This is a genomic window from Anaerostipes sp. 992a (genome assembly GCF_001940245.1).
In the GTDB taxonomy this organism is placed as follows: Bacteria; Bacillota; Clostridia; order Lachnospirales; family Lachnospiraceae; genus Fimousia.
This window is the reverse complement of sequence record NZ_MJIG01000004.1, coordinates 736,729-757,081: the sequence shown is the minus strand read 5'-3', so window position 1 is coordinate 757,081 and position 20,353 is coordinate 736,729. Positions and strand designations below refer to the sequence as shown.

The 20,353-nt window shown below is 51.9% G+C and carries 16 protein-coding genes and 1 pseudogene; all 17 read left to right on the top strand.

Annotation, left to right across the window (positions count from 1 at the left end):
- The first annotated feature begins 83 nt into the window (after positions 1–83).
- Positions 84–917 carry a methyltransferase domain-containing protein gene (locus BHF69_RS08005; RefSeq protein WP_083651163.1) on the top strand — a complete coding sequence of 278 codons (834 nt, stop codon included), beginning with the start codon at positions 84–86 and terminating at the stop codon, positions 915–917.
- A 142-nt stretch (positions 918–1,059) separates the two neighbouring features.
- Positions 1,060–2,649 carry a MobQ family relaxase gene (gene mobQ, locus BHF69_RS08000; RefSeq protein WP_044478890.1) on the top strand — a complete coding sequence of 530 codons (1,590 nt, stop codon included), beginning with the start codon at positions 1,060–1,062 and terminating at the stop codon, positions 2,647–2,649.
- Positions 2,650–2,717: 68 nt separating this feature from the next.
- Positions 2,718–3,365, top strand: a complete 648-nt coding sequence (locus tag BHF69_RS07995) for a CHC2 zinc finger domain-containing protein (protein ID WP_044478888.1) — start codon at positions 2,718–2,720, stop codon at positions 3,363–3,365.
- Positions 3,331–4,686, top strand: a complete 1,356-nt coding sequence (locus BHF69_RS07990; RefSeq protein ID WP_075670485.1) for a virulence-associated E family protein — start codon at positions 3,331–3,333, stop codon at positions 4,684–4,686. The genes BHF69_RS07995 and BHF69_RS07990 overlap by 35 nt, the downstream gene beginning before the upstream one ends.
- 253 nt (positions 4,687–4,939) lie before the next feature.
- Entirely contained in the window at positions 4,940–5,137 is a 198-nt protein-coding gene (locus BHF69_RS07980) for a hypothetical protein (RefSeq protein WP_070470237.1), read from the top strand.
- Between the two features lie 6 nt (positions 5,138–5,143).
- Positions 5,144–6,808, top strand: coding sequence for a recombinase family protein (locus BHF69_RS07975; RefSeq protein ID WP_044478882.1), 1,665 nt, complete (start codon positions 5,144–5,146; stop codon positions 6,806–6,808).
- Between the two features lie 94 nt (positions 6,809–6,902).
- A pseudogene (locus tag BHF69_RS07970) lies at positions 6,903–6,986 on the top strand (Maff2 family mobile element protein); the annotation flags it as partial.
- 19 nt (positions 6,987–7,005) lie between these two features.
- Positions 7,006–7,875: a VirB6/TrbL-like conjugal transfer protein, CD1112 family gene (locus tag BHF69_RS07965; RefSeq protein WP_070470234.1), complete on the top strand. Its 870-nt coding sequence runs from the start codon at positions 7,006–7,008 to the stop codon at positions 7,873–7,875.
- Between the two features lie 40 nt (positions 7,876–7,915).
- Entirely contained in the window at positions 7,916–8,320 is a 405-nt protein-coding gene (locus BHF69_RS07960; protein WP_070470232.1) for a PrgI family protein, read from the top strand.
- On the top strand, positions 8,268–10,709 hold the full coding sequence (locus BHF69_RS07955) for a VirB4-like conjugal transfer ATPase, CD1110 family (protein WP_075670483.1): 2,442 nt from the start codon (positions 8,268–8,270) through the stop codon (positions 10,707–10,709). The genes BHF69_RS07960 and BHF69_RS07955 overlap by 53 nt, the downstream gene beginning before the upstream one ends.
- Entirely contained in the window at positions 10,706–11,668 is a 963-nt protein-coding gene (locus tag BHF69_RS07950) for a DNA-methyltransferase (protein ID WP_070470229.1), read from the top strand. The genes BHF69_RS07955 and BHF69_RS07950 overlap by 4 nt, the downstream gene beginning before the upstream one ends.
- A gap of 35 nt (positions 11,669–11,703) precedes the next feature.
- Positions 11,704–13,800, top strand: a complete 2,097-nt coding sequence (locus BHF69_RS07945; protein WP_075670481.1) for a CD1108 family mobile element protein — start codon at positions 11,704–11,706, stop codon at positions 13,798–13,800.
- Positions 13,801–13,828: 28 nt separating this feature from the next.
- Positions 13,829–14,098, top strand: a complete 270-nt coding sequence (locus BHF69_RS07940; protein ID WP_070470223.1) for a DUF4315 family protein — start codon at positions 13,829–13,831, stop codon at positions 14,096–14,098.
- Positions 14,091–14,819, top strand: coding sequence for a DUF4366 domain-containing protein (locus BHF69_RS07935; RefSeq protein ID WP_070470222.1), 729 nt, complete (start codon positions 14,091–14,093; stop codon positions 14,817–14,819). Before BHF69_RS07940 ends, BHF69_RS07935 begins: the two co-directional genes overlap by 8 nt.
- Positions 14,816–15,019, top strand: coding sequence for a hypothetical protein (locus BHF69_RS07930; protein ID WP_070470217.1), 204 nt, complete (start codon positions 14,816–14,818; stop codon positions 15,017–15,019). The genes BHF69_RS07935 and BHF69_RS07930 overlap by 4 nt, the downstream gene beginning before the upstream one ends.
- Positions 15,020–17,107: a DNA topoisomerase 3 gene (locus BHF69_RS07925; RefSeq protein ID WP_070470214.1), complete on the top strand. Its 2,088-nt coding sequence runs from the start codon at positions 15,020–15,022 to the stop codon at positions 17,105–17,107.
- Positions 17,108–17,321: 214 nt separating this feature from the next.
- Entirely contained in the window at positions 17,322–20,315 is a 2,994-nt protein-coding gene (locus BHF69_RS07920; protein ID WP_070470211.1) for an antirestriction protein ArdA, read from the top strand.
- The last annotated feature ends 38 nt before the right edge of the window (positions 20,316–20,353 follow it).

Below are 20,353 nucleotides of genomic sequence, written 5' to 3'. Positions count from 1 at the left end.
AGATAACACCGCGGGTTATGTTGCGGTGAATCCGTATTGCATAGCTCGCTTATTGGGCAAGTAATTTAATAACGGAGGGAATAATGAATAAAATACTTAGATTTAGTGACAGTGAAAAAGTTTTTCAATGTCCTATATGTAAAACAGATTTAAAATTGAAACAAAAAAGTTTATTTTGTTCTAATCATCATTGTTTCGATATTTCAAAAACGGGTTATGTGAACTTTGCTGTAGGAACAAAATCTTCAAAACATTATAGCAGAGAGACTTTTCAAAGTAGGCGGGAGGTTTTAGAAAAAGGCTATTATTCACATATCCTGAATGAAGTGGTGCAGCTTATAAAAAGCTTTAGCAGCATTGATACAATACTTGATATTGGCTGCGGTGAAGGATATTATTCAAAGCAGATAAAAGAAGTATCAGGTGATAAAGAAATTATTGCATTTGATATTTCTAAAGATGCTGTTCAGCTTGCAGCAAAAAGTGATTTCAGTAATTCTATCAAATGGTTTGTGGGAAATTTGGAAGAAATGCCCATAAAAGACAAAAGGATAGATTGCATATTAGATATTTTTACTCCTGCTAACTATTCCGAATTTAACAGAGTTTTGAAAGAAGGCGGTTATGTAATTAAGGTAATTCCGGGAAATGCTCATCTTAAGGAGCTTCGAGAGACGGCAAAAGAACAATTGAAAAGCAATCAATATTCTAATGCGGCTGTCGTAGATTATTTCCAAAAGAAGTATTCCGTTGTTTATCACAAGAAAGTTTCAGCAACGTATACAATGACATCCGAGGAAATAAAAACCTTTGCGGATATGACTCCACTACTGTTTTGTGTAAATAAAGATGGAATAGATTTAAAAAAAACAAAAGAAATCACTATTGATGCAGAGATATTTGCAGGGAAATTATAAATTCAATTTCAATTTGTCGAATTGACAAACTATTAAAAAATTAAATAACCCGCCGCCCATCAACGGCACACCCAAGCAGGAAATCTGAAAAGGTATCCTGCTATTTTTTTGCCCCGAATCCGGGAGAAAGGAGGACGTACTCTTGCCATGCCCGCATTGTAAAATCACCATCATCAAGCGGAGCAACAATGAATCCGCTGTTTCTGCCGCCGCCTACCAGAGCGGCGAGAAGCTGTTCTCTGAATATGACCAGGAACAGAAATACTATCCCTACAAGAACGAAGTCACCCACAAAGAAATCATGCTCCCGCCCCATGTGCCGCCGGAGTTTGCAGACCGCAATACTTTATGGAACTCAGCCGAAGCGCAGGAAAAACAATGGAACTCCCAGCTTGCCCGGAGATTCGTGCTTGCCATCCCAAGGGAAATCCCGCCGGGACAGTACGCCGACCTTATCCGTGACTACTGCCGGGAGTTTTTTGTTTCCAAAGGCATGATTGCCGACTTTGCCATCCATGACAAGGGGGACGGCAACCCACACGCCCATATCCTGCTCACCATGCGGGCGATGGACGAAAAAGGCAAATGGCTCCCCAAGAGCCGTAAAGTGTACGACCTTGACAAGAACGGGGAGCGCATCCGGCTTGCGTCCGGCAGATGGAAAAGCCATAAGGAGAACACAGTAGACTGGAACAACCGGAAGTACGCCGAAATCTGGCGGCAGGGATGGGCGGACACGGCCAACCGCTATCTGGAAGCCAATGACCGCCCGGAACGGCTTGACCTGCGCTCCTATGCCCGACAGGGGATTGACCAAATCCCTACCGTCCACATGGGAGCGGCCGCCTGCCAGATGGAGAAGAAAGGAATCCAGACCAACATCGGCAATCTGAACCGGGACATCAAAACCGCCAACCGGCTCATGCAGTCCATCCGGCAGATGGTACGGAGCCTAAAGGGATGGCTGTCTGACTTAAAAGAGAAAAAGGCTGTATTACTGGAAGCATTGGAGCAGGCGAAGGAGCCGACACTCCCGGAACTGTTATTCCGGTATCTGGAACAGCGGAGTGGGGAACGTGCCGACTGGACTTCCAGAGGGAAGCTGAAAGGAACCGTTGCCGATTACAATAAAGTGCAGGCGGCGATGGACTTCCTGCGGAAAAAGGGAATCTCCACCGTGGAGAGCCTTGACACCCGGCTGGATGAAATCGGCCAGACCGCTGTTTCCGTCATGGGGAGCATGAAAAAAAGCGAGAAGCGGATAAAAGCCATCAATACCATGCTCTCCTACATTGACAAATACGAAGCCGCCAAGCCAGTCCATGCGGAGTATGCCGCCATCGGCTGGAAGAAGAAAAAGGAGAAGTTTGCGGAGAGCCACCGGGAGGAACTGGACGCTTATAATGCCGCCATCCGGTATTTGAAAGCCAACCTGAAAGGCAATTCCTACTCCCGCAAAGATTTGGAAGCGGAACGGGAACAGCTTGCCGCCGCCCTGCCTGGACAAAAGAAGGAACTGGAAGCGGTTCAGGCAGATGTGAAGGTGCTGCGTGACGTGCGCCACTGGCTGAATCAGGTTTTGCCATCCGAGCAGTACCGCCAGACCGCCGAGCCGGGGAAGAAACCATCCGTACAGGAGAGCCTGAAAGGGCGGCAGGAACGCATCCGGCAGGAGCAGGCAGGGAAACAGAAGCCGCCCCGGACACAGAAACAACAGAATATGGAACTTTAAACAGGCACTTGTTTTGTGATTTGAAATCGCTGGCAGGTGCCTTTTTCATTATCAGGAGGGAACGCCTATTGAACGTATTTGAAGCCGTGAAGCAGTCCGTCACCACAAGGCAGGCTGCGGAGCGTTATGGAATCAAAGTAAACCGGAACGGGATGTGCGTCTGCCCGTTCCACAACGATAAGAACCCAAGCATGAAGGTTGACCGCCGCTTTTACTGTTTCGGCTGCGGAGCCACCGGGGACGTGATAGATTTTGTTTCCCGGCTCCATGGTATCAGCAGCAAAGAAGCCGCCCTTATGCTGGCACAGGACTTCTCTATCCCTTATGAGGATGGGAGGAACGGCAAAAAGCAGCCCATAAGGCCACGCTTGCGAAAAGAAACGGAGGAACAGAAATTCAGGCACATGGAGCGGCACTGCTTCCGGGTGCTGTCCGACTATTACCATCTCCTGCGCCGCTGGAAGGAGGAATACGCCCCACGCCAGCCGGATGAAGCGTGGAACCCCCGGTTTGTGGAAGCCCTGCAGAACATGAGCCGGGTGGAATACCTGATGGACGTGCTTCTCTCCGGGGACATTCAGGAGCGGGCAGCCCTTATCACAGGACACGGAAAGGAAGTGAGGAACCTTGAAAGACGGATGGCAGAATTTACCGCCCCAGATACGGCAGGAAACAGCGAACATGGCAGACAGCGCAGAGCCGCCCCGGAGCGTTGAGGAAGTGAAGGCCATGCTGGAAACCACCGAAAAAGGCGGCTTCCGCAACAGCATGAGCAACTGCCTGACCGTGTTCCAGTGCGACCCGCTCCTTTCCGGGGCGGTTGCCTACAACCTGCTGACCGACCGCACCGATATTTTAAAGCCAATCGGCTACAAAAGAACTGCCGGAAGCCCCATGACCGACACGGACATGAAATATATCCGGCTGTATCTGGAAAAGACCTATGGCCTGACAAGCGAGAAAAAGATACAGGACGCCGCCGCCCTTGCCGCCGATGAGAACAGCTACCACCCTGTCCGGGATTATTTAAACGGCCTGACATGGGACGGAACCGAACGGATACGCTCCTGCCTGCGTCACTTTCTGGGAGTCGGTGAGGACGAGTATACTTTCCAATCCCTGCGCCTGTTTTTGTTGGGAGCCATCCACCGGGCATTTTCCCCCGGCTGCAAGTTTGAAGTCATGCTCTGTCTGGTGGGCGGGCAGGGAGCCGGGAAGTCCACCTTCTTCCGCCTGCTGGCAGTCAAAGACGAGTGGTTCTCCGATGACCTGCGGAAGCTGGACGATGACAACGTATACCGCAAACTCCAAGGCCACTGGATAATCGAGATGTCGGAGATGATTGCCACCGCAAACGCCAGGAGCATAGAGGAAATCAAGTCATTTTTGAGCCGCCAGAAGGAAGTCTACAAGATACCCTATGAAACCCACCCGGCAGACCGTCCAAGGCAGTGCGTGTTCGGCGGGACATCCAATGCCCTTGACTTCCTGCCCCTTGACCGTTCAGGAAACCGCCGCTTCATTCCTATACAGGTATGCCCGGAACAGGCGGAAACACACATTTTAGAGGACGAAGCCGCTTCCAGAGCCTATCTGAATCAGGTATGGGCGGAAGCGATGGAGATTTACAGGAGCGGCAGGTGGAAGCTGACATTCAGCCCGGAAATGGTGCGCCATTTAAAGGAACACCAGCGGGACTTCATGCCGGAGGACACCAAGGCCGGTATGATACAGGCTTTCCTTGACAGCTACCCCGGCGATACCGTCTGCTCCAAACAGCTTTACAAAGAAGCCCTGAACCATGACTTTGACGAGCCGAAACAATGGGAGATACGGGAAATCAACGAGATAATGAACCAGTGCATCACTGGCTGGAATTATTTCTCCAACCCCCGGATGTTTGCCGGGTACGGCAGGCAGAAAGGATGGGAACGGGAAAACGCACGGACAGAACCGGCAACGGACAGCGGCAACGGGACGGAAAAAATCCCGGAAGGATTTACGCCGGTGCCGGAACAGATGGAGCTTCCATTCTGAAAAAATCCGGGCAGGGACAGCCCGTTGCACACTCCGTTGCTATCCCGTTGCCGACCCGGTTGCCGGGAAAAATCCCGTAACTGCGGGCTTTTCTCCCCTTTAACAACCAAAGCAACAGAAAAATAAAAGAAAAAGTATAAAATAACCCAACTGCCAGACAAGGATTAGCTCCAAGGTTTTTTGAAGCCCGTTGCCGGACTTCGTTGCCGCTATCCCCTGTCTGGCTTATTTCATGTATGGAGGACAACTGCCTATGGCGAAAAATAAAACAGAGATTCATGTCACCACAGTATTTGACGGCGAACTGGACGCTACGGACGTTTTCGTGAGCCTTATCGCACAGAAACACACCAGAAAAACAGATAAAGAATATCTTGCTAAAACGCAAGAAATGAGATATAATAAAGACGAGGTTCAAAGTGACCGTGTTCCGTCTGGATTGTGTGGGTAAACGGTTATGATGAACGGATTAGATTATGACGTGATTGGCACGGCGCTTGCCGGGGGATTCCGGGCAGCTATCTATTGCAGGCTCTCGAAAGACGATGACCTTCAGGGCGAGAGTGCCAGCATCGCAAACCAGCGGGATATGCTGGAAAAGTTCTGTGAAAAGCAGGGATGGGAGGTTGCGGCAGTCTATCAGGACGACGGCTTCACCGGCTTGAACATGGAACGCCCCGACCTGAAACGGATGTTGAAGGCCATTGAGCGGAAGCAGATAAACCTTGTCATTACGAAAGATTTATCAAGGTTAGGGCGGAACTACTTGCAGACCGGGCAGCTTATCGAGGACTTCTTCCCAAGGAACGGCGTGCGCTATATCGCCATGAATGACGGTATCGACACCATGCGGGACAACAACGACATTGCGCCCTTCAAAAATATCCTGAATGAGATGTACAGCAAGGATATTTCCAAGAAAGTCCATTCTTCCTATGTGCTGAAAGCCCAGAAAGGCCAGTTCACCGGCTGCCTTGCCCCCTTCGGCTACAAAAAAGACCCGGAGGACAGGAACCGCCTGCTGGTAGACGAGGAAACCGCCCCGGTTGTCCGGCTGATTTTCGGGTATGCGCTGGACGGGCACGGCCCCAACTACATCCGGCGCAGGCTGGAGGAAGAAAAGCACCCCTGCCCCACATGGTGGAACCGGCAGCGTGGGCACAGGAACATCCGCACCAAATGGGAGAAGAAAGACCCGGAGAATGGGCGGTACATCTGGGATTTTACAGTGATTAAGGAAATCCTGATGAACCCCGTCTACACCGGCGCAATCGCTTCCCAAAAGACCGAGTACCGCTTTAAAATCGGCACTATCCGGGACAAGAAGCCGGAGGACTGGATTGTGGTGGAAGGGACGCATGAGCCGCTGGTGGACAAAAAGAGTTTTGCCATCGTGCAGGAGAAGCTGAAATCCCGCCAGCGGCCGGGGCAGTCCGGGGAGCCGAGCCTGTTTGCCGGACTTCTCAAATGTGGTGAGTGCGGAAAGTCCCTGACTGTCCGCTACACCAATGCCAAGCACCCCCAGAGGATTTATTCCTGCAAGACTTACAATGCCTTTGGGAAACAGCACTGCACCCAGCACCGGATTGATTATGACACGCTCTATGCCCTTGTGCTGAATAAAATCCGGGAGTGCGCCGCCGCTGCCCTGACCGACAGTGAAGCGGTGGCCGGGCGGCTGACCGACACCTGCGAAGCCGAGCAGAAAGGCCAGAGGGAAGCGATGGAGCGCACCCTTGCCAAAGACGAGGAACGGATTGAAGTGTTGGAAAAGATGGTGCTGCGGCTCTATGAGGACATGGTTGCCGGACGAATCACAGACGCAAACTTCAATCTCCTGCTGGAAAAGACGCAGAAGGAACAGGCGGAATTAAAGGCAAAAGTCGAGAAAGGCAGGAAGCACCTTGCCGATGAAATCCGGCTTGCCGTGGACGCAAGGCAGTGGGTGGAATCCATACAGGAATACCGGGACATCACCGAACTGGACGCTTCCACCTTAAACCGCCTGATTAAAGAAATCGTTGTCCATGAAACCATAGGCAGCGATAAGACAAGACACATTTCTATCGAAATTCATTTTAATCTCAAACCCATACCGGAAGTGGAGCAGGTCACAGGCTGACCGCTCCCCGCTCCGGGGAGGTTCTTTAAAAACTCCATATATATTTCTTGACGTGCCGCCGCCCGCCAGAAAGCTGTATTGTTCCTACTAATTGGGGATAACACAGCTCATGGCGGGCGGCGGCGTTGCCCTTATCGGCATGACCCTTGTACCGCTGCTTTCCGGGCTGTTCGGTTAAGATAAGCGGGTAAAGGCTTATGCAGAGCATACTTGACGCGATTAACGAATGGATAAAGGAAATCCTTATCGGAGCCATAAACGGTAATCTGTCATCTATGTTCGGGGACGTAAACGAAAAAGTCGGCACTATCGCCGCAGAGGTAGGCAGGACCCCGCAAGCGTGGAACGCAAACGTATTTTCCATGATAAGGACGTTATCGGAAAACGTGATTGTCCCGATTGCGGGGCTTGTCATTACCTATGTCCTATGCTACGAGCTAATCAGCATGGTAACGGAAAAGAACAATATGCACGATATTGACACGTTCATGTTTTTCAAGTGGATATTCAAGGCGTTTGTCGCAGTCTATCTTGTTACGCACACCTTTGATATTACTATGGCGGTGTTCGATATGGCGCAACACGTTGTTTCCGGCGCGTCGGGGGTAATCGGCGGCAACACGAATATAGACGTTGCCGCCGCCCTTGGCTCCATGCAGGACGGGCTTGAAGCAATGGAAATCCCCGAACTGCTCTTACTTGTCATGGAAACAAGCCTTGTGAGCTTGTGCATGAAAATCATGTCCGTATTGATAACCGTTATCCTCTACGGCAGAATGATAGAAATTTACCTTTACTGTTCGGTATCGCCTATCCCGTTTGCAACAATGACAAATCGAGAGTGGGGACAGATAGGAAACAACTACCTAAAAGCCCTGTTCGCTATCGGTTTTCAAGGCTTTCTGATTATGGTATGCGTCGGCATTTATGCGGTTTTGGTAAACAGCATGATTATAGCGGATAACCTGCACAGCGCGATTTTCTCCCTTGCAGCTTACACCGTTATTCTCTGCTTCTCCCTGTTCAAATCCGGCGCACTGGCAAAATCCATATTCAACGCACATTAAAAGACCGCGGGGCTTTTCCCCGCAGAAAGGAGGTTTACGCTTGGCGTATGTACCCGTACCGAAAGACTTATCCAAAGTCAAAACAAAGGTTGCTTTCAACCTTACAAAACGGCAAATCATTTGTTTTGCGGTTGCCCTTATCTTAGGACTTCCGCTTTTCTTTTTGCTCAAAGACAGCGCAGGCACAAGCCTTGCGTCGGTGGTAATGATTGCGGTCATGCTGCCCTGTTTCCTGTTCGCCATGTATGAGAAACACGAGCAGCCCCTTGAAGTGGTGGCAAAGCACATCATACAGACAAAATTCATTGCCCCCAAAGAGCGACCCTATCAGACACAGAATTTATACGCCGTATTGGAACGGCAGAGAAAATTGGAAAAGGAGGTATCAGAGATTGCAAAAGGAACCTACAAAAAAGGCAGCGGGAAAAAGAAACGCCGGGGCTAACCCGCCCCGCAAGCTCTCCCGCGCCGAGAAAAAGCAGATTGCCGAGGTTATCCGGCAGGCAAAGGGCGACGGGAAAGCCCACACCGCGCAGCAGACAATCCCCTACCTTACCATGTACCCGGACGGGATATGCAAGGTATCGGAAAAGAAATACAGTAAATCCATTGCCTTTGAAGATATTAACTATCAGCTTGCACAGGCAGACGACAAGACCGCCATTTTTGAAAACTGGTGCGATTTTCTCAACTACTTTGACGCTTCCGTTTCGGTGCAGCTTTCTTTCATCAATCAAGGGACGCAGCGGGAGCAGGCAGAGAAAGCTATCAATATTCCCGCGCAGGACGACGCTTTCAACTCTATCCGCACCGAGTATTCGGATATGCTGAAAAATCAGCTTTCCAAAGGCAACAACGGGCTTGTGAAGCACAAGTACATCACATTCAGTATCGAAGCAGACAATCCGGCGGCGGCAAAAGCCCGCCTTTCCCGTATTGAAACCGACGTGCTGAACAATTTTAAGGTACTTGGCGCGTCTGCCCGACCTATGACGGGCTATGAACGGCTGAACGTGCTGCATGGCGTATTCCACCCGGAGGGCAAGCCGTTTTCCTTTGATTTTTCATGGCTTGCCCCGTCCGGGCTTAGTACAAAGGACTTTATCGCCCCGTCCTCTTTCCATTTTGGCGAGGGACGCTATTTCCGCATGGGTAGAAAAATAGGCGCGGTATCATTCCTTGAAATCCTTGCGCCGGAACTGAATGACCGTATGCTTGCCGACATTCTGGACTTGGAAACGGGCGTTATCGTCAATCTGCATATCCGCAGTATCGACCAGACCGAAGCAATCAAGACTATCAAGCGGAAAATCACAGACCTTGACAAGATGAAGATTGAGGAACAGAAAAAAGCAGTACGCAGCGGCTATGACATGGATATTATTCCCTCTGACCTTGCCACTTTCGGCAGCGAAGCGAAAAATCTCTTACAGGATTTGCAGAGCCGAAACGAGCGTATGTTTCTTCTTACGTTCCTTGTGGTAAACATGGCGGACACGAAGCGGAAACTGGAAAATGACATTTTCGCAGCGGCGGGCATTGCACAGAAATATAACTGCGCTTTGACGCGCCTTGACTATCAGCAGGAAGCGGGGCTTATGTCCTCTATCCCTCTTGGGGAAAACCTTATCCCTATTCAAAGAGGGCTGACGACAAGCAGCACCGCTATTTTTATCCCCTTTATCACGCAGGAGCTTTTCCAGACAGGCGCAGCCCTCTATTACGGACTGAACGCTCTTTCAAACAACATGATACTCTGCGACCGCAAGCAGCTTAAAAATCCGAATGGGCTTATCTTGGGAACGCCGGGAAGCGGGAAATCCTTTGCAGCGAAACGGGAAATGACAAATGCTTTCCTCATTACGGACGACGATATTATCATCTGCGACCCGGAAGCCGAGTATTTCTCCCTTGTGCAGCGTCTGAACGGTCAAGTTATCCGTTTGTCGCCTACGGGCAAGGGCATTGACGGAAAGCCCCAGTACGTCAACCCTATGGACATTAACTTGAATTACAGCGAGGACGACAGCCCCCTTGCGCTGAAATCCGATTTTATCCTGTCCTTGTGTGAGCTTGTCATTGGCGGCAAGGAGGGCTTGCAGCCGATTGATAAGACGGTCATTGACCGCGCTGTAAGAAACGTGTACCGCCCGTTTTTAGCAAACCCCGACCCGGCAAATATGCCGATTTTGGGCGACCTCTACGACGAGCTTTTACGGCAGCCGGAGCCGGAAGCGGCGCGGATCGCGTCGGCGTTGGAGCTTTATGTATCGGGAAGCCTTAACGTCTTTAACCACAGGACGAATGTAGAGCTTTCAAACCGCCTTGTCTGCTTTGATATTAAACAGCTTGGAAAGCAGCTTAAAAAGTTGGGTATGCTCATTGTGCAGGACCAGGTATGGAACAGGGTAACGGTCAACCGGGCAGAAAAGAAATCCACACGCTACTATATGGACGAATTTCACTTGCTTCTGAAAGAGGAACAGACCGCCGCTTACAGCGTGGAGATTTGGAAGCGTTTCAGAAAGTGGGGCGGCATACCCACAGCCATTACGCAGAACGTTAAAGACTTACTTAGCAGCCGCGAAGTGGAAAATATCTTTGAAAACTCTGATTTTGTCCTCATGCTCAATCAAGCGGCAGGCGACCGGGCTATCCTTGCAAAGCAGCTTAACATTTCCCCGCAGCAGATGAAGTACGTTACCCACACCGAAGCGGGCGAGGGACTTATCTTCTACGGAAACGTGGTACTGCCCTTTGTAGACCGCTTCCCGAAAGATACCGAGCTTTACCGGGTAATGACGACGAAGCCGGAGGAAGTGGGCGAAGCATGACAGAGGAATTAAAGACGGACATTATCATCAACCGGGACGCGCTCTTTGCTCTTAGGGAACTGCCCGACGAAAGCGTGAATTGCTGCGTAACAAGCCCGCCCTACTATGCACTTAGGGACTACGGGCTTGACGCACAAATTGGGCGGGAGGACACGCCGGAGGAATACATAGAAAGGCTTGTTGCCGTATTCCATGAGCTAAAGCGCGTCTTGCGTTCCGACGGTACCTTTTGGCTGAATATCGCAGACACCTATTGCGGCACCGGGAACAAAGGTTACTATGCCGACCCAAAGAACCCGAAAGGCAGAAACGGACAGCAGACTGCGAAAAATGCCCGCGCTCCCGGCTGCAAGCAAAAGGATTTAATCGGTATTCCGTGGCTTTTAGCCTTTGCCCTACGCGCTGACGGGTGGTATTTACGGAGTGATATTATCTGGCAGAAAGAAAACCCTATGCCGGAAAGCTGCAAAGACCGACCGAGCCGCTGCTATGAACATATCTTTTTGCTTACAAAGTCAAAGAAATATTTTTATGACGCTGCCGCCATTGCGGAGCCTATCGCTGCCACAACAGCGGCGCGTTACCGCACCGGGCGGGGCGCGGGGCACAAGTATGCTGATGAAGTACCCGGACAAGGGAAAGTACAGGGTATCAACCGCACAAGAAGCGGCGGCTACTATGACGAAGCACTTATACCGACCATGCGGAACAAGCGGGACGTGTGGCTTATCAACACGGTACCATACAGCGGCGGGCATTTCGCCGCCTATCCTCCGAAGTTAGCGGAAACCTGTATCAAGGCTGGCTGTCCGAAAGGCGGCGTTGTCATAGACCCCTTTTTAGGCAGCGGCACAACGGCGGCAGTCGCAAAAAGCCTTGACCGACACTATATCGGTATCGAACTGAATATTGAGTATTGCGCCCTTGCAAGGGCGCGGATTGGAGGTGTGCAGCCATAAAACAATATAAGCCGCGTGATAAAATCACGCAGAAAATGACCCGCGACGGACTTATCGAGGTCAACGAAACCAAAGAAACCGCCGAGCGTGTAAGCCGCCGGGAACAGGAAGCGGATTTTTCAAAACCGCAGGAGCAGCCCGCGCCGCAGGCCGCACAGGAAGCGGCGGCGCAGAACGTGGCAGAGCTACCCCCTGTTTCTCCTGACGCTTCCCCGCTTCCTCTTGCGCCAGAGCTTCCCCACAGGCAGGACACCGCTACCGCCGAGCGCGTCATGGAGCGCGTTAGCGCAGCCCAGACCCGGAAAGCGAGTAAAAAGGCAGCGCAGAAAGCACAGCGCGACGCTACGGTAAAAGAGAAATCTTCCCGCTTGCAGTTTACCGAGGAAGAATTAAATACGCCGGAGCTTGAAACGTATATCAAAAAATCCGATAAAGCCGCCGACCGTCTGGACGCGGCAAAGGCAGCTATCCCCAAAGAAAAGAAACTTGTAGGGGAACGCACCTTTGACGAAGCCACAGGAAAGGCAAAGACCCGCTTACGCTTTACCGAGCAGGAAAAGCCGATAAATGGCGGCAAAGCCCACCCTAACCCGCTATCCCGCCCCGCGCAGGAAGCGGGTATTTTCGTCCACAACAAGATACATTCCGTTGAAAAGGATAATTCCGGCGTGGAGGGAGCGCATAAATCCGAGGAATTAGCGGAGAAGGGCGCAAAGTACGGGACGCGGAAAATCCGGGAGGGCTACCGCAGCCACAAGCTGAAACCCTACCGGGCGGCGGCAAAGGCTGAAAAAGCAGCGGAGAAAGCAAACGTCAATTACCTGTACCACAAGACGCTGCATGAGAACCCGCAGCTTACAAGTAACCCCCTATCCCGTTTCATGCAGAAGCAGCAAATCAAGCGGCAGTATGCTAAGGCAGCAAAGACGGGCGGCGCAGCTACCGCAAAGAAAGCCGCCGAGAATACCCGCAAGGCAGCGAAGAAAACCGCCGAGGAAACAAAGAAAGCGGTTGCTTTTGTGGGGCGGCACCCGGCGGGCGTTGGTATCGCCGTTGCCGCGCTGCTCTTATTCATCATGGTATCAGCGGGACTTTCTTCCTGCGGGGCTATGTTTTCCGGCATGATGAACGGCGTTCTTGGGACGTCCTACACGTCGGAGGACAGCGACCTTGTGGCAACGGAAAACAACTACGCCGCAAAGGAAACCGAGCTTCAGCAGCGGATTGACAATATCGAGCGCGACAATCCCGGCTATGATGAATACCGCTACGACCTTGACAATATCGGGCATAACCCGCATGAACTGGCTTCTTACCTTACCGCCCTTTTGCAGAACTACACGCCCCAGAGCGCACAGGCAGAGCTAAACCGCGTCTTTGATAAGCAGTACACCTTGACACTGACGGAAGAAATCGAAGTGCGCTACCGCACCGAAACCCGCACCGACACATGGACGGACGAGGACGGGAACAGCCACAGCGATACCTATACTGTTGAAGTACCCTATAACTATTACATTCTCAATGTCAAGCTGACAAACAGACCGATTAACAGCTTTGTATCGGAGCTTTTGACCGCAGAACAGCTTGAAATGTACCAGGTGTATCTGGAAACAAGCGGCAACAAGCCCTTGATTTTCGGCGGCGGTTCTCCCGACGTTTCCGCGTCCGAGGATTTAAGCGGCGTACAGTTTGTAAACGGGACGCGCCCCGGAAATACCGCGATTGTAGATATAGCGAAGCGGCAAGTCGGCAACGTGGGCGGGCAGCCCTATTGGAGCTGGTACGGCTTTAACAGCCGCGTGGAGTGGTGCGCCTGCTTTGTGTCGTGGTGCTACGGGCAAATGGGCTTATCCGAGCCGCGTTTTGCCGCCTGTCAATCACAGGGTATTCCGTGGTTTACTTCACGCGGGCAATGGGGAGCGCGGGGCTATGAGAATATCGCACCCGGCGACGCTATCTTTTTCGACTGGGACTTAGACGGAAGTGCAGACCATGTAGGGCTTGTTATCGGCACAGACGGAAGCCGCGTCTATACCGTCGAGGGCAATTCCGGCGACGCCTGCAAAATCAAAAGCTATCCCTTAGACTATGCCTGTATCAAAGGGTACGGGCTGATGAACTGGAACTAACCGCAAAAATGAAAGGAGTATTGACATTATGGCAATGAGTAAGATTGAACGTATCGACCGGGAAATCCAGAAAACCCGCGAGAAAATCACAGAGTATCAGAACAAGCTGAAAGGACTGGAAGCGCAGAAAACTGAAGCGGAAAACCTTGAAATCGTACAGCTTGTGCGCTCCATGCGCTTAACCCCCGCAGAGCTTAACGCTATGCTGTCCGGCGGCGGGATTCCCGGCATGGCTGCCGCCGTTCCCGAAGAAACCACAGACTATGACGAAGAACAGGAGGACACCGAGAATGAATAAGAAAATCCTTAGAACGCTGACTGCATTTTGCGCCGCCCTTATGCTCATGGGCGGCTTTTCCGTTACTGCTTTTGCACAAACGCCGGAGCAGCCCGCCGCTGACGCGACCAACGACAGCGGCGTTATCTATGAGGAACCCGAAGAAACCGCACCCCTTACGCCGGAGGGGAACGCGACCCTTGTTGACGATTTCGGCGGCAATAAGCAGCTTATCACAGTTACGACCAAAGCCGGGAACTATTTTTATATCCTCATTGACCGGGACGACGAGGGCGAAAACACCGTCCATTTCTTAAATCAAGTGGACGACGCAGACCTTTTCGCGCTCTTGGAGGACGGGGAAAACAGCGAAGCGCAGACCCCCGCTGTCTGCACCTGTACGGAAAAATGCGAAACCGGGAAAATCAATACGTCCTGCCCGGTATGCTCTACCAACATGACCGCTTGCAGCGGCAAAGAAGCCGAGCCGGAGCCGGAAGAACCTACCGAACAGTCGCAGGAAAAAAGCAATACCGGTGGGCTTGTGCTTTTCCTTGTCGTGGCACTTCTTGGCGGCGGGGGCGCGTTCTATTACTTTAAGTTTATGAAACCGAAGCAGAGCGTCAAAGGCGGCACCGACCTTGAGGACTTTGATTTTGAGGACTACGACGAGGACGAGCCGGAGCCGGACGACGCAGACGGGGACGCTTCCGAAGATGATACGGAGGACGAGGACGCATGACCCTGTTTACCGACAATCCCTTTGAAAAGATGATGATACAACGACCATGCGGGCGGCGCGACAATACGCCGCCTGTTTTCAAATCCCCGGCCTGCGCTTCCTGCCCCTATAAAGGGCAAGCCCCTTGTGTGGGCTACTGTCTGAAACAGGTACAGGAGAAACAGGGCGCGGAGCCGGAACGCGGAAAGGAGGAACTTTAATTGATTTTAGTTATCGCTGAAAAGCCGAGCGTGGCGCAGACTATCGCCGCCGCGCTTGGGGCAAAGAAGAAACAGGACGGATATATCGAGGGAAACGGCTACCTCATTTCATGGTGCGTCGGGCATTTGGTACAGCTTGCCGACGCTGCCGCCTATGGGGAGCAGTACAAAAAGTGGAGCTATGACAGCTTGCCGATTTTGCCGCAGAAATGGCAGTATACCGTTTCCGCAGATAAGGGAAAGCAATTCAAAATCCTAAAGGAGCTTATGCACCGCACCGACATTTCCGAAGTCGTCAACGCCTGCGACGCGGGACGTGAGGGAGAACTCATTTTCCGTTTTGTCTATGAAGTCGCCGGGTGCAAGAAGCCTATGCGCCGCTTGTGGATTTCCTCAATGGAAGAAAGCGCAATCAAGGCGGGCTTTGAGAACTTAAAGGACGGGCGGGACTATGACGCGCTCTTTGCGTCTGCCCTCTGCCGCGCAAAGGCTGACTGGATTATCGGCATTAACGCCACCCGCCTTTTCTCCTGCCTGTATAACCGCACCTTGAACGTAGGGCGCGTCCAGACACCGACCTTAAAAATGCTTGTAGACCGGGACGCTGCTATCAGCACTTTCAAGAAAGAAAAATATTACCATGTGCGGCTTGATTTATCCGGCGCAGAAGCCGCAAGCGGGAAGATCTGCGCCGCAGAGGAAGCAAAGGAACTGAAAGCGGCCTGCGAAGCGTCGCGGGCTGTCTGCACTTCCCTTGTGAGGGAAAAGAAAAGCGCAGCCCCGCCGAAGCCCTTTGACCTTACCTCTTTGCAGCGGGAAGCAAACCGTATTTTCGGCTATACCGCGAAGCAGACACTTGACCTGGCGCAAGCCCTGTATGAAAAGAAGCTGCTTACTTATCCGAGGACGGACAGCAGCTATCTGACCGACGACATGGAGGAAACAGCGGCAAAGGTTATCGCCCTGTTATGCGGGACGCTGCCCTTTATGGAGGGCATGAGCTTTTCGCCGGAGATTGCAAGGGTGCTGAACAGCAAAAAGGTATCAGACCACCATGCAATCATTCCTACTATGGAGCTTGCAAAGACCGACCTTGCCGCGCTGCCGGAAAGCGAAAAGAATATCCTTACCCTTGCGGGGGCGCGTCTTTTGTTCGCTACTGCCGCGCCGCACATCTTTGAAACGGTTACGGCGGTTTTCTCCTGCGCCGGAGCCGACTTTACCGCGAGGGGAAAGACGGTGCTTGCGGGCGGTTGGAAAGACCTTGAACGCCGCTACCGGGCAACGCTGAAAAACAAGCCCGAAGCAGACGACGAGGACAGCGCAGACGGAACGCTGCCGGAGCTTGCCGAGGGACAGAGCTTTGATAATCCCGCAGCAAAGGTAACGGAACACGACACAACGCCCCCGAAGCCCCACAATGAAGCGTCTTTGCTTTCGGCTATGGAACGCGCCGGGAATGAGGACACCGACCCGGACGCAGAGCGCAAAGGGCTTGGAACGCCCGCCACCCGCGCCGCTGTCATTGAAAAGTTAGTGAGCAGCGGTTTTGTAGAGCGCAAGGGAAAGCAGCTTATCCCCACAAAAGACGGGAATAACCTTGTGTGCATTTTGCCGGACAATCTTACTTCCCCGAAGCTGACCGCAGAATGGGAAAACAATCTGACGCAGATAGCAAAGGGAGCAGCCGACCCCAACGAATTTTTATCCGGCATTGAAGCTATGGCGCGGGAGCTTGTGAAATCCTATCCATTCCTTTCCGACAGCGACAAGGAGCGTTTCAAAACGGAAAAGCCGGAAATCGGCAAATGTCCCCGCTGCGGTTCCCCCGTCCATGAGGGCAAGAAAAACTACTACTGCTCTAACCGGAACTGCGCTTTTGTCATGTGGAAAAATGACCGTTTTTTTGAGGACAGGAAAGTAGCCTTTTCCCCGAAGATTGCCGCCGCACTTCTGAAATCCGGCAAAGTGAAAGTCAAAGGGCTGTACTCTCCCAAAACAGGTAAAACCTACGACGGAACGGTTATTTTAGCCGATACGGGCGGGAAGTATGTCAACTATAAGATTGAGCTACCGAAGAAGAAATAACTTGAATAGCAAGCATAGGAAGCGGGTACCCACTTCCATAAATCCCTGTCCTGCCGCTTCACGCGCCGGACGGGGATTTTGCTTGTTGGGAAGTTTCCCAAACCCTCTAAAAATCTTCAAAAATCTTTGGCAAAATGCGCGAGCGCACCGTAGTAGGACTATGTAACCATTACCGCAGCGTCCGCGCTGCCATACGCGAAAGGAGGTTTTACACATGGCAAGTTTACGCGACACCGTAAAGGAATATCAAGAGGAACTTAGGGACGGTATCGCATGGGTGGCGTTCTGGAAAGAGGGGCATTCTTGGAACGCCGAGCATTTTCATCTTGAAGTGGACGGCACCTTAGACCCGTTTGACAGGAGCCGGTTAGAGGAAATCAAAACGGCTGACCCCGCCGCCGTTATCTTGAACGGCTACTACTGCGGGCAGTTGGGCGAGGACGTGAGCCTTGACGAGCTGACCGCCGGAGTGCGCTATCACTATGAAAACAGCAGGAACGATATTGACGGTTTTATCGGGGCGCACGACGACAGGCTTCCCCCGGAGGTTATTGATGAGGCGCGGGCTGCTGCTCATGCCGCCGGGCTTCCCTTTTCCGAAAAGCCCTACCGGGACGGGGAAGAATTTGACCCTTATGTATTTGACGGGAGTATGAGCATTGAAGATTACGAGCTTATGCACCGCATGATTGAACAGGAAAGGAGCGAACAAATGGCAGAACCGATTTTAAGCGGCTATCTTTCCAATCTTGGGAAGTACACCGAGGGCAGACCCGCGGGCGAATGGGTGACATTCCCCACGACTGCCGAACATCTGAAAGAAGTCTTTGACCGTATCGGGATTGACTTCAAGAACTATGAGGAATGGCATTTCACAGAATATCAATCTTCCGTTCCCGGCTTGACGGAACATTTAAGCGAGTATTCCCACCCCGACGAACTGAACTATTTAGGGAAGCTCTTGGAAATGCAGTTTGACGACGACCGGGAGAAATTTATTGCAGCCATTGAATACGGCGACCATACGGACAGCTTGCAGGACATCATCAACCTTGCACAGAACCTTGACTGCTACTGGGGCTATCCGTCCGTCCATAATGAAGAAGAATACGGGCATTATCTGGTTGATGAACTGGAAGAACCCGAATTGCCCGAAGAAGCAAAAAAGTATTTTATGTATGAGGAATACGGGCGGGACGCTTCCATTAACGACGGAGGTATGTTTACCGAACAGGGATATATCTACAATAACCGCAACACCTTTACAGAATGGTATGACGGGCGCGACGTACCGGAGGAATACCGGATAACGCCACAGCCCCCGCAGCCGGAAAGACCCGACCCGTCAAAAGTGGAAATGGACGCAGCCGCGCCGGGAGTGAAAACAGTACAGGCCACAGAGCAGCCGCAGGAGCCGCGCCCGGTTATCCCGATTGTGCTTACCTCTGAAAAGCCCGCCGAGAAATTGAAAGAGATAACCGACCGACTGGAACAGGGCATTGCGGAGCTGTTCGACAGCGAGCGATACAAGGAATATCTGCGCGTCATGTCAAAGTTTCATAATTACAGTTTCAACAATACGCTGCTTATCGCCATGCAGAAGCCGGACGCTTCCCTTGTGGCGGGCTTTTCCGCTTGGAAAAATAACTTTGGGCGAAACGTGATGAAAGGACAAAAGGGTATCAAAATCATTGCCCCATCGCCGTTCAAAATCAAACAGGAAATGGAGAAAATCGACCCGCATACCCAAAAGCCCGTTATCGGCAAAGACGGGAAGCCCGTCACCGAGGAAAAGGAAATCACGATACCCGCCTACAAGGTGGTATCTGTCTTTGACGTTTCCCAGACCGAGGGGCGCGAACTGCCCGACATTGCAGTAGACGAGCTGACGGGTGACGTTGACCGCTACAAGGATTTTTTCGCCGCCCTTGAAAAGACTTCCCCCGTTCCTATCGGCTTTGAGAAAATCGAGGGCGGCGCACATGGCTACTACCACTTGGAGAACAAGCGCATAGCCATTGACGAGGGCATGAGCCAGCTCCAAACCTTAAAGACCGCTATCCACGAAATCGCACACGCAAAGCTGCACGACATTGACCTTAACGCCCCAAAGGACGAGCAGCCCCGCGTTGACAGGCGCACCCGCGAAGTCGAAGCGGAAAGCGTCGCTTATACCGTCTGCCAACACTACGGGCTTGACACGTCGGACTATTCCTTTGGGTACGTCGCCGGGTGGAGCAGCGGGCGCGAGCTTGCCGAACTGAAAAGCTCCCTTGAAACGATCCGCAGCGCAGCCGCCGAGATTATCAATTCCATTGACGCTAATATCGCAGAATTGCAAAAGGCGCAGGATAAGGAGCAGACCGCCGGACAGGAGCAGCCGGAACAGGAAGCAGAAAAAGCCGCCGAGCCGGACAAAGACACCTTTTCCATTTATCAGCTAAAGCGTGGGGACGAAACGCGGGACTTCCGCTTTGAGCCTTACGACCGCCTGCAGGCGGCGGGGCTTAGTGTGGAAGCGGCGAACTATGACCTTATCTACACCGCACCCCTCACGCCGGATATGACCCTTGAAAGCATTTGGGAGAAATTCAATATCGACCACCCCAAAGACTTTAAGGGACACAGCCTTTCCGTTTCCGACGTGGTAGTGCTTCATCAGAACGGACAGGACACCGCCCACTATGTAGACAGCTTCGGCTATAAGAATGTGCCGGAGTTTTTACAGGAGCAAAAACAGCTTACCCCCGACGAGTTGGAAACAGGCGAAACAATCAAAACGCCGCGAGGTACTTTCTATGTAACCGATATGAGCCACGAACAAATGGAAGCCGCCGGATATGGCTTTCATCATCAATCCGATGACGGAAAATATTTCATCATGGGGAATGGAACGCGGGCGTTTGCCATTGCCGCAGAGCCGCCGGAAAACTACTTAAAAACAGCCGAGCAGACCACAGAACAGAATTACAACATGATTGACGGACAGATAAATAACACCCCGACGGTTGACGAACTGGAAGCAAAGGTTAAAGCAGGAGAAACTATTTCCCTTGTTGACCTGGCTAACGCGGTCAAAGCCGATAAGGAGCGTGGCAAGGCAAAGCCGGAAAAGAAGCCCTCTATCCGGGCGCAGCTTCTGGCAGATAAGGAAAAGGCACAGAAGAAACCCGCAAAGCAGAAGTCACAGGACTTGGAAAGGAGCTGAACGATTGGAGAAATTGAAAAAATTTGAAGATGTGGACG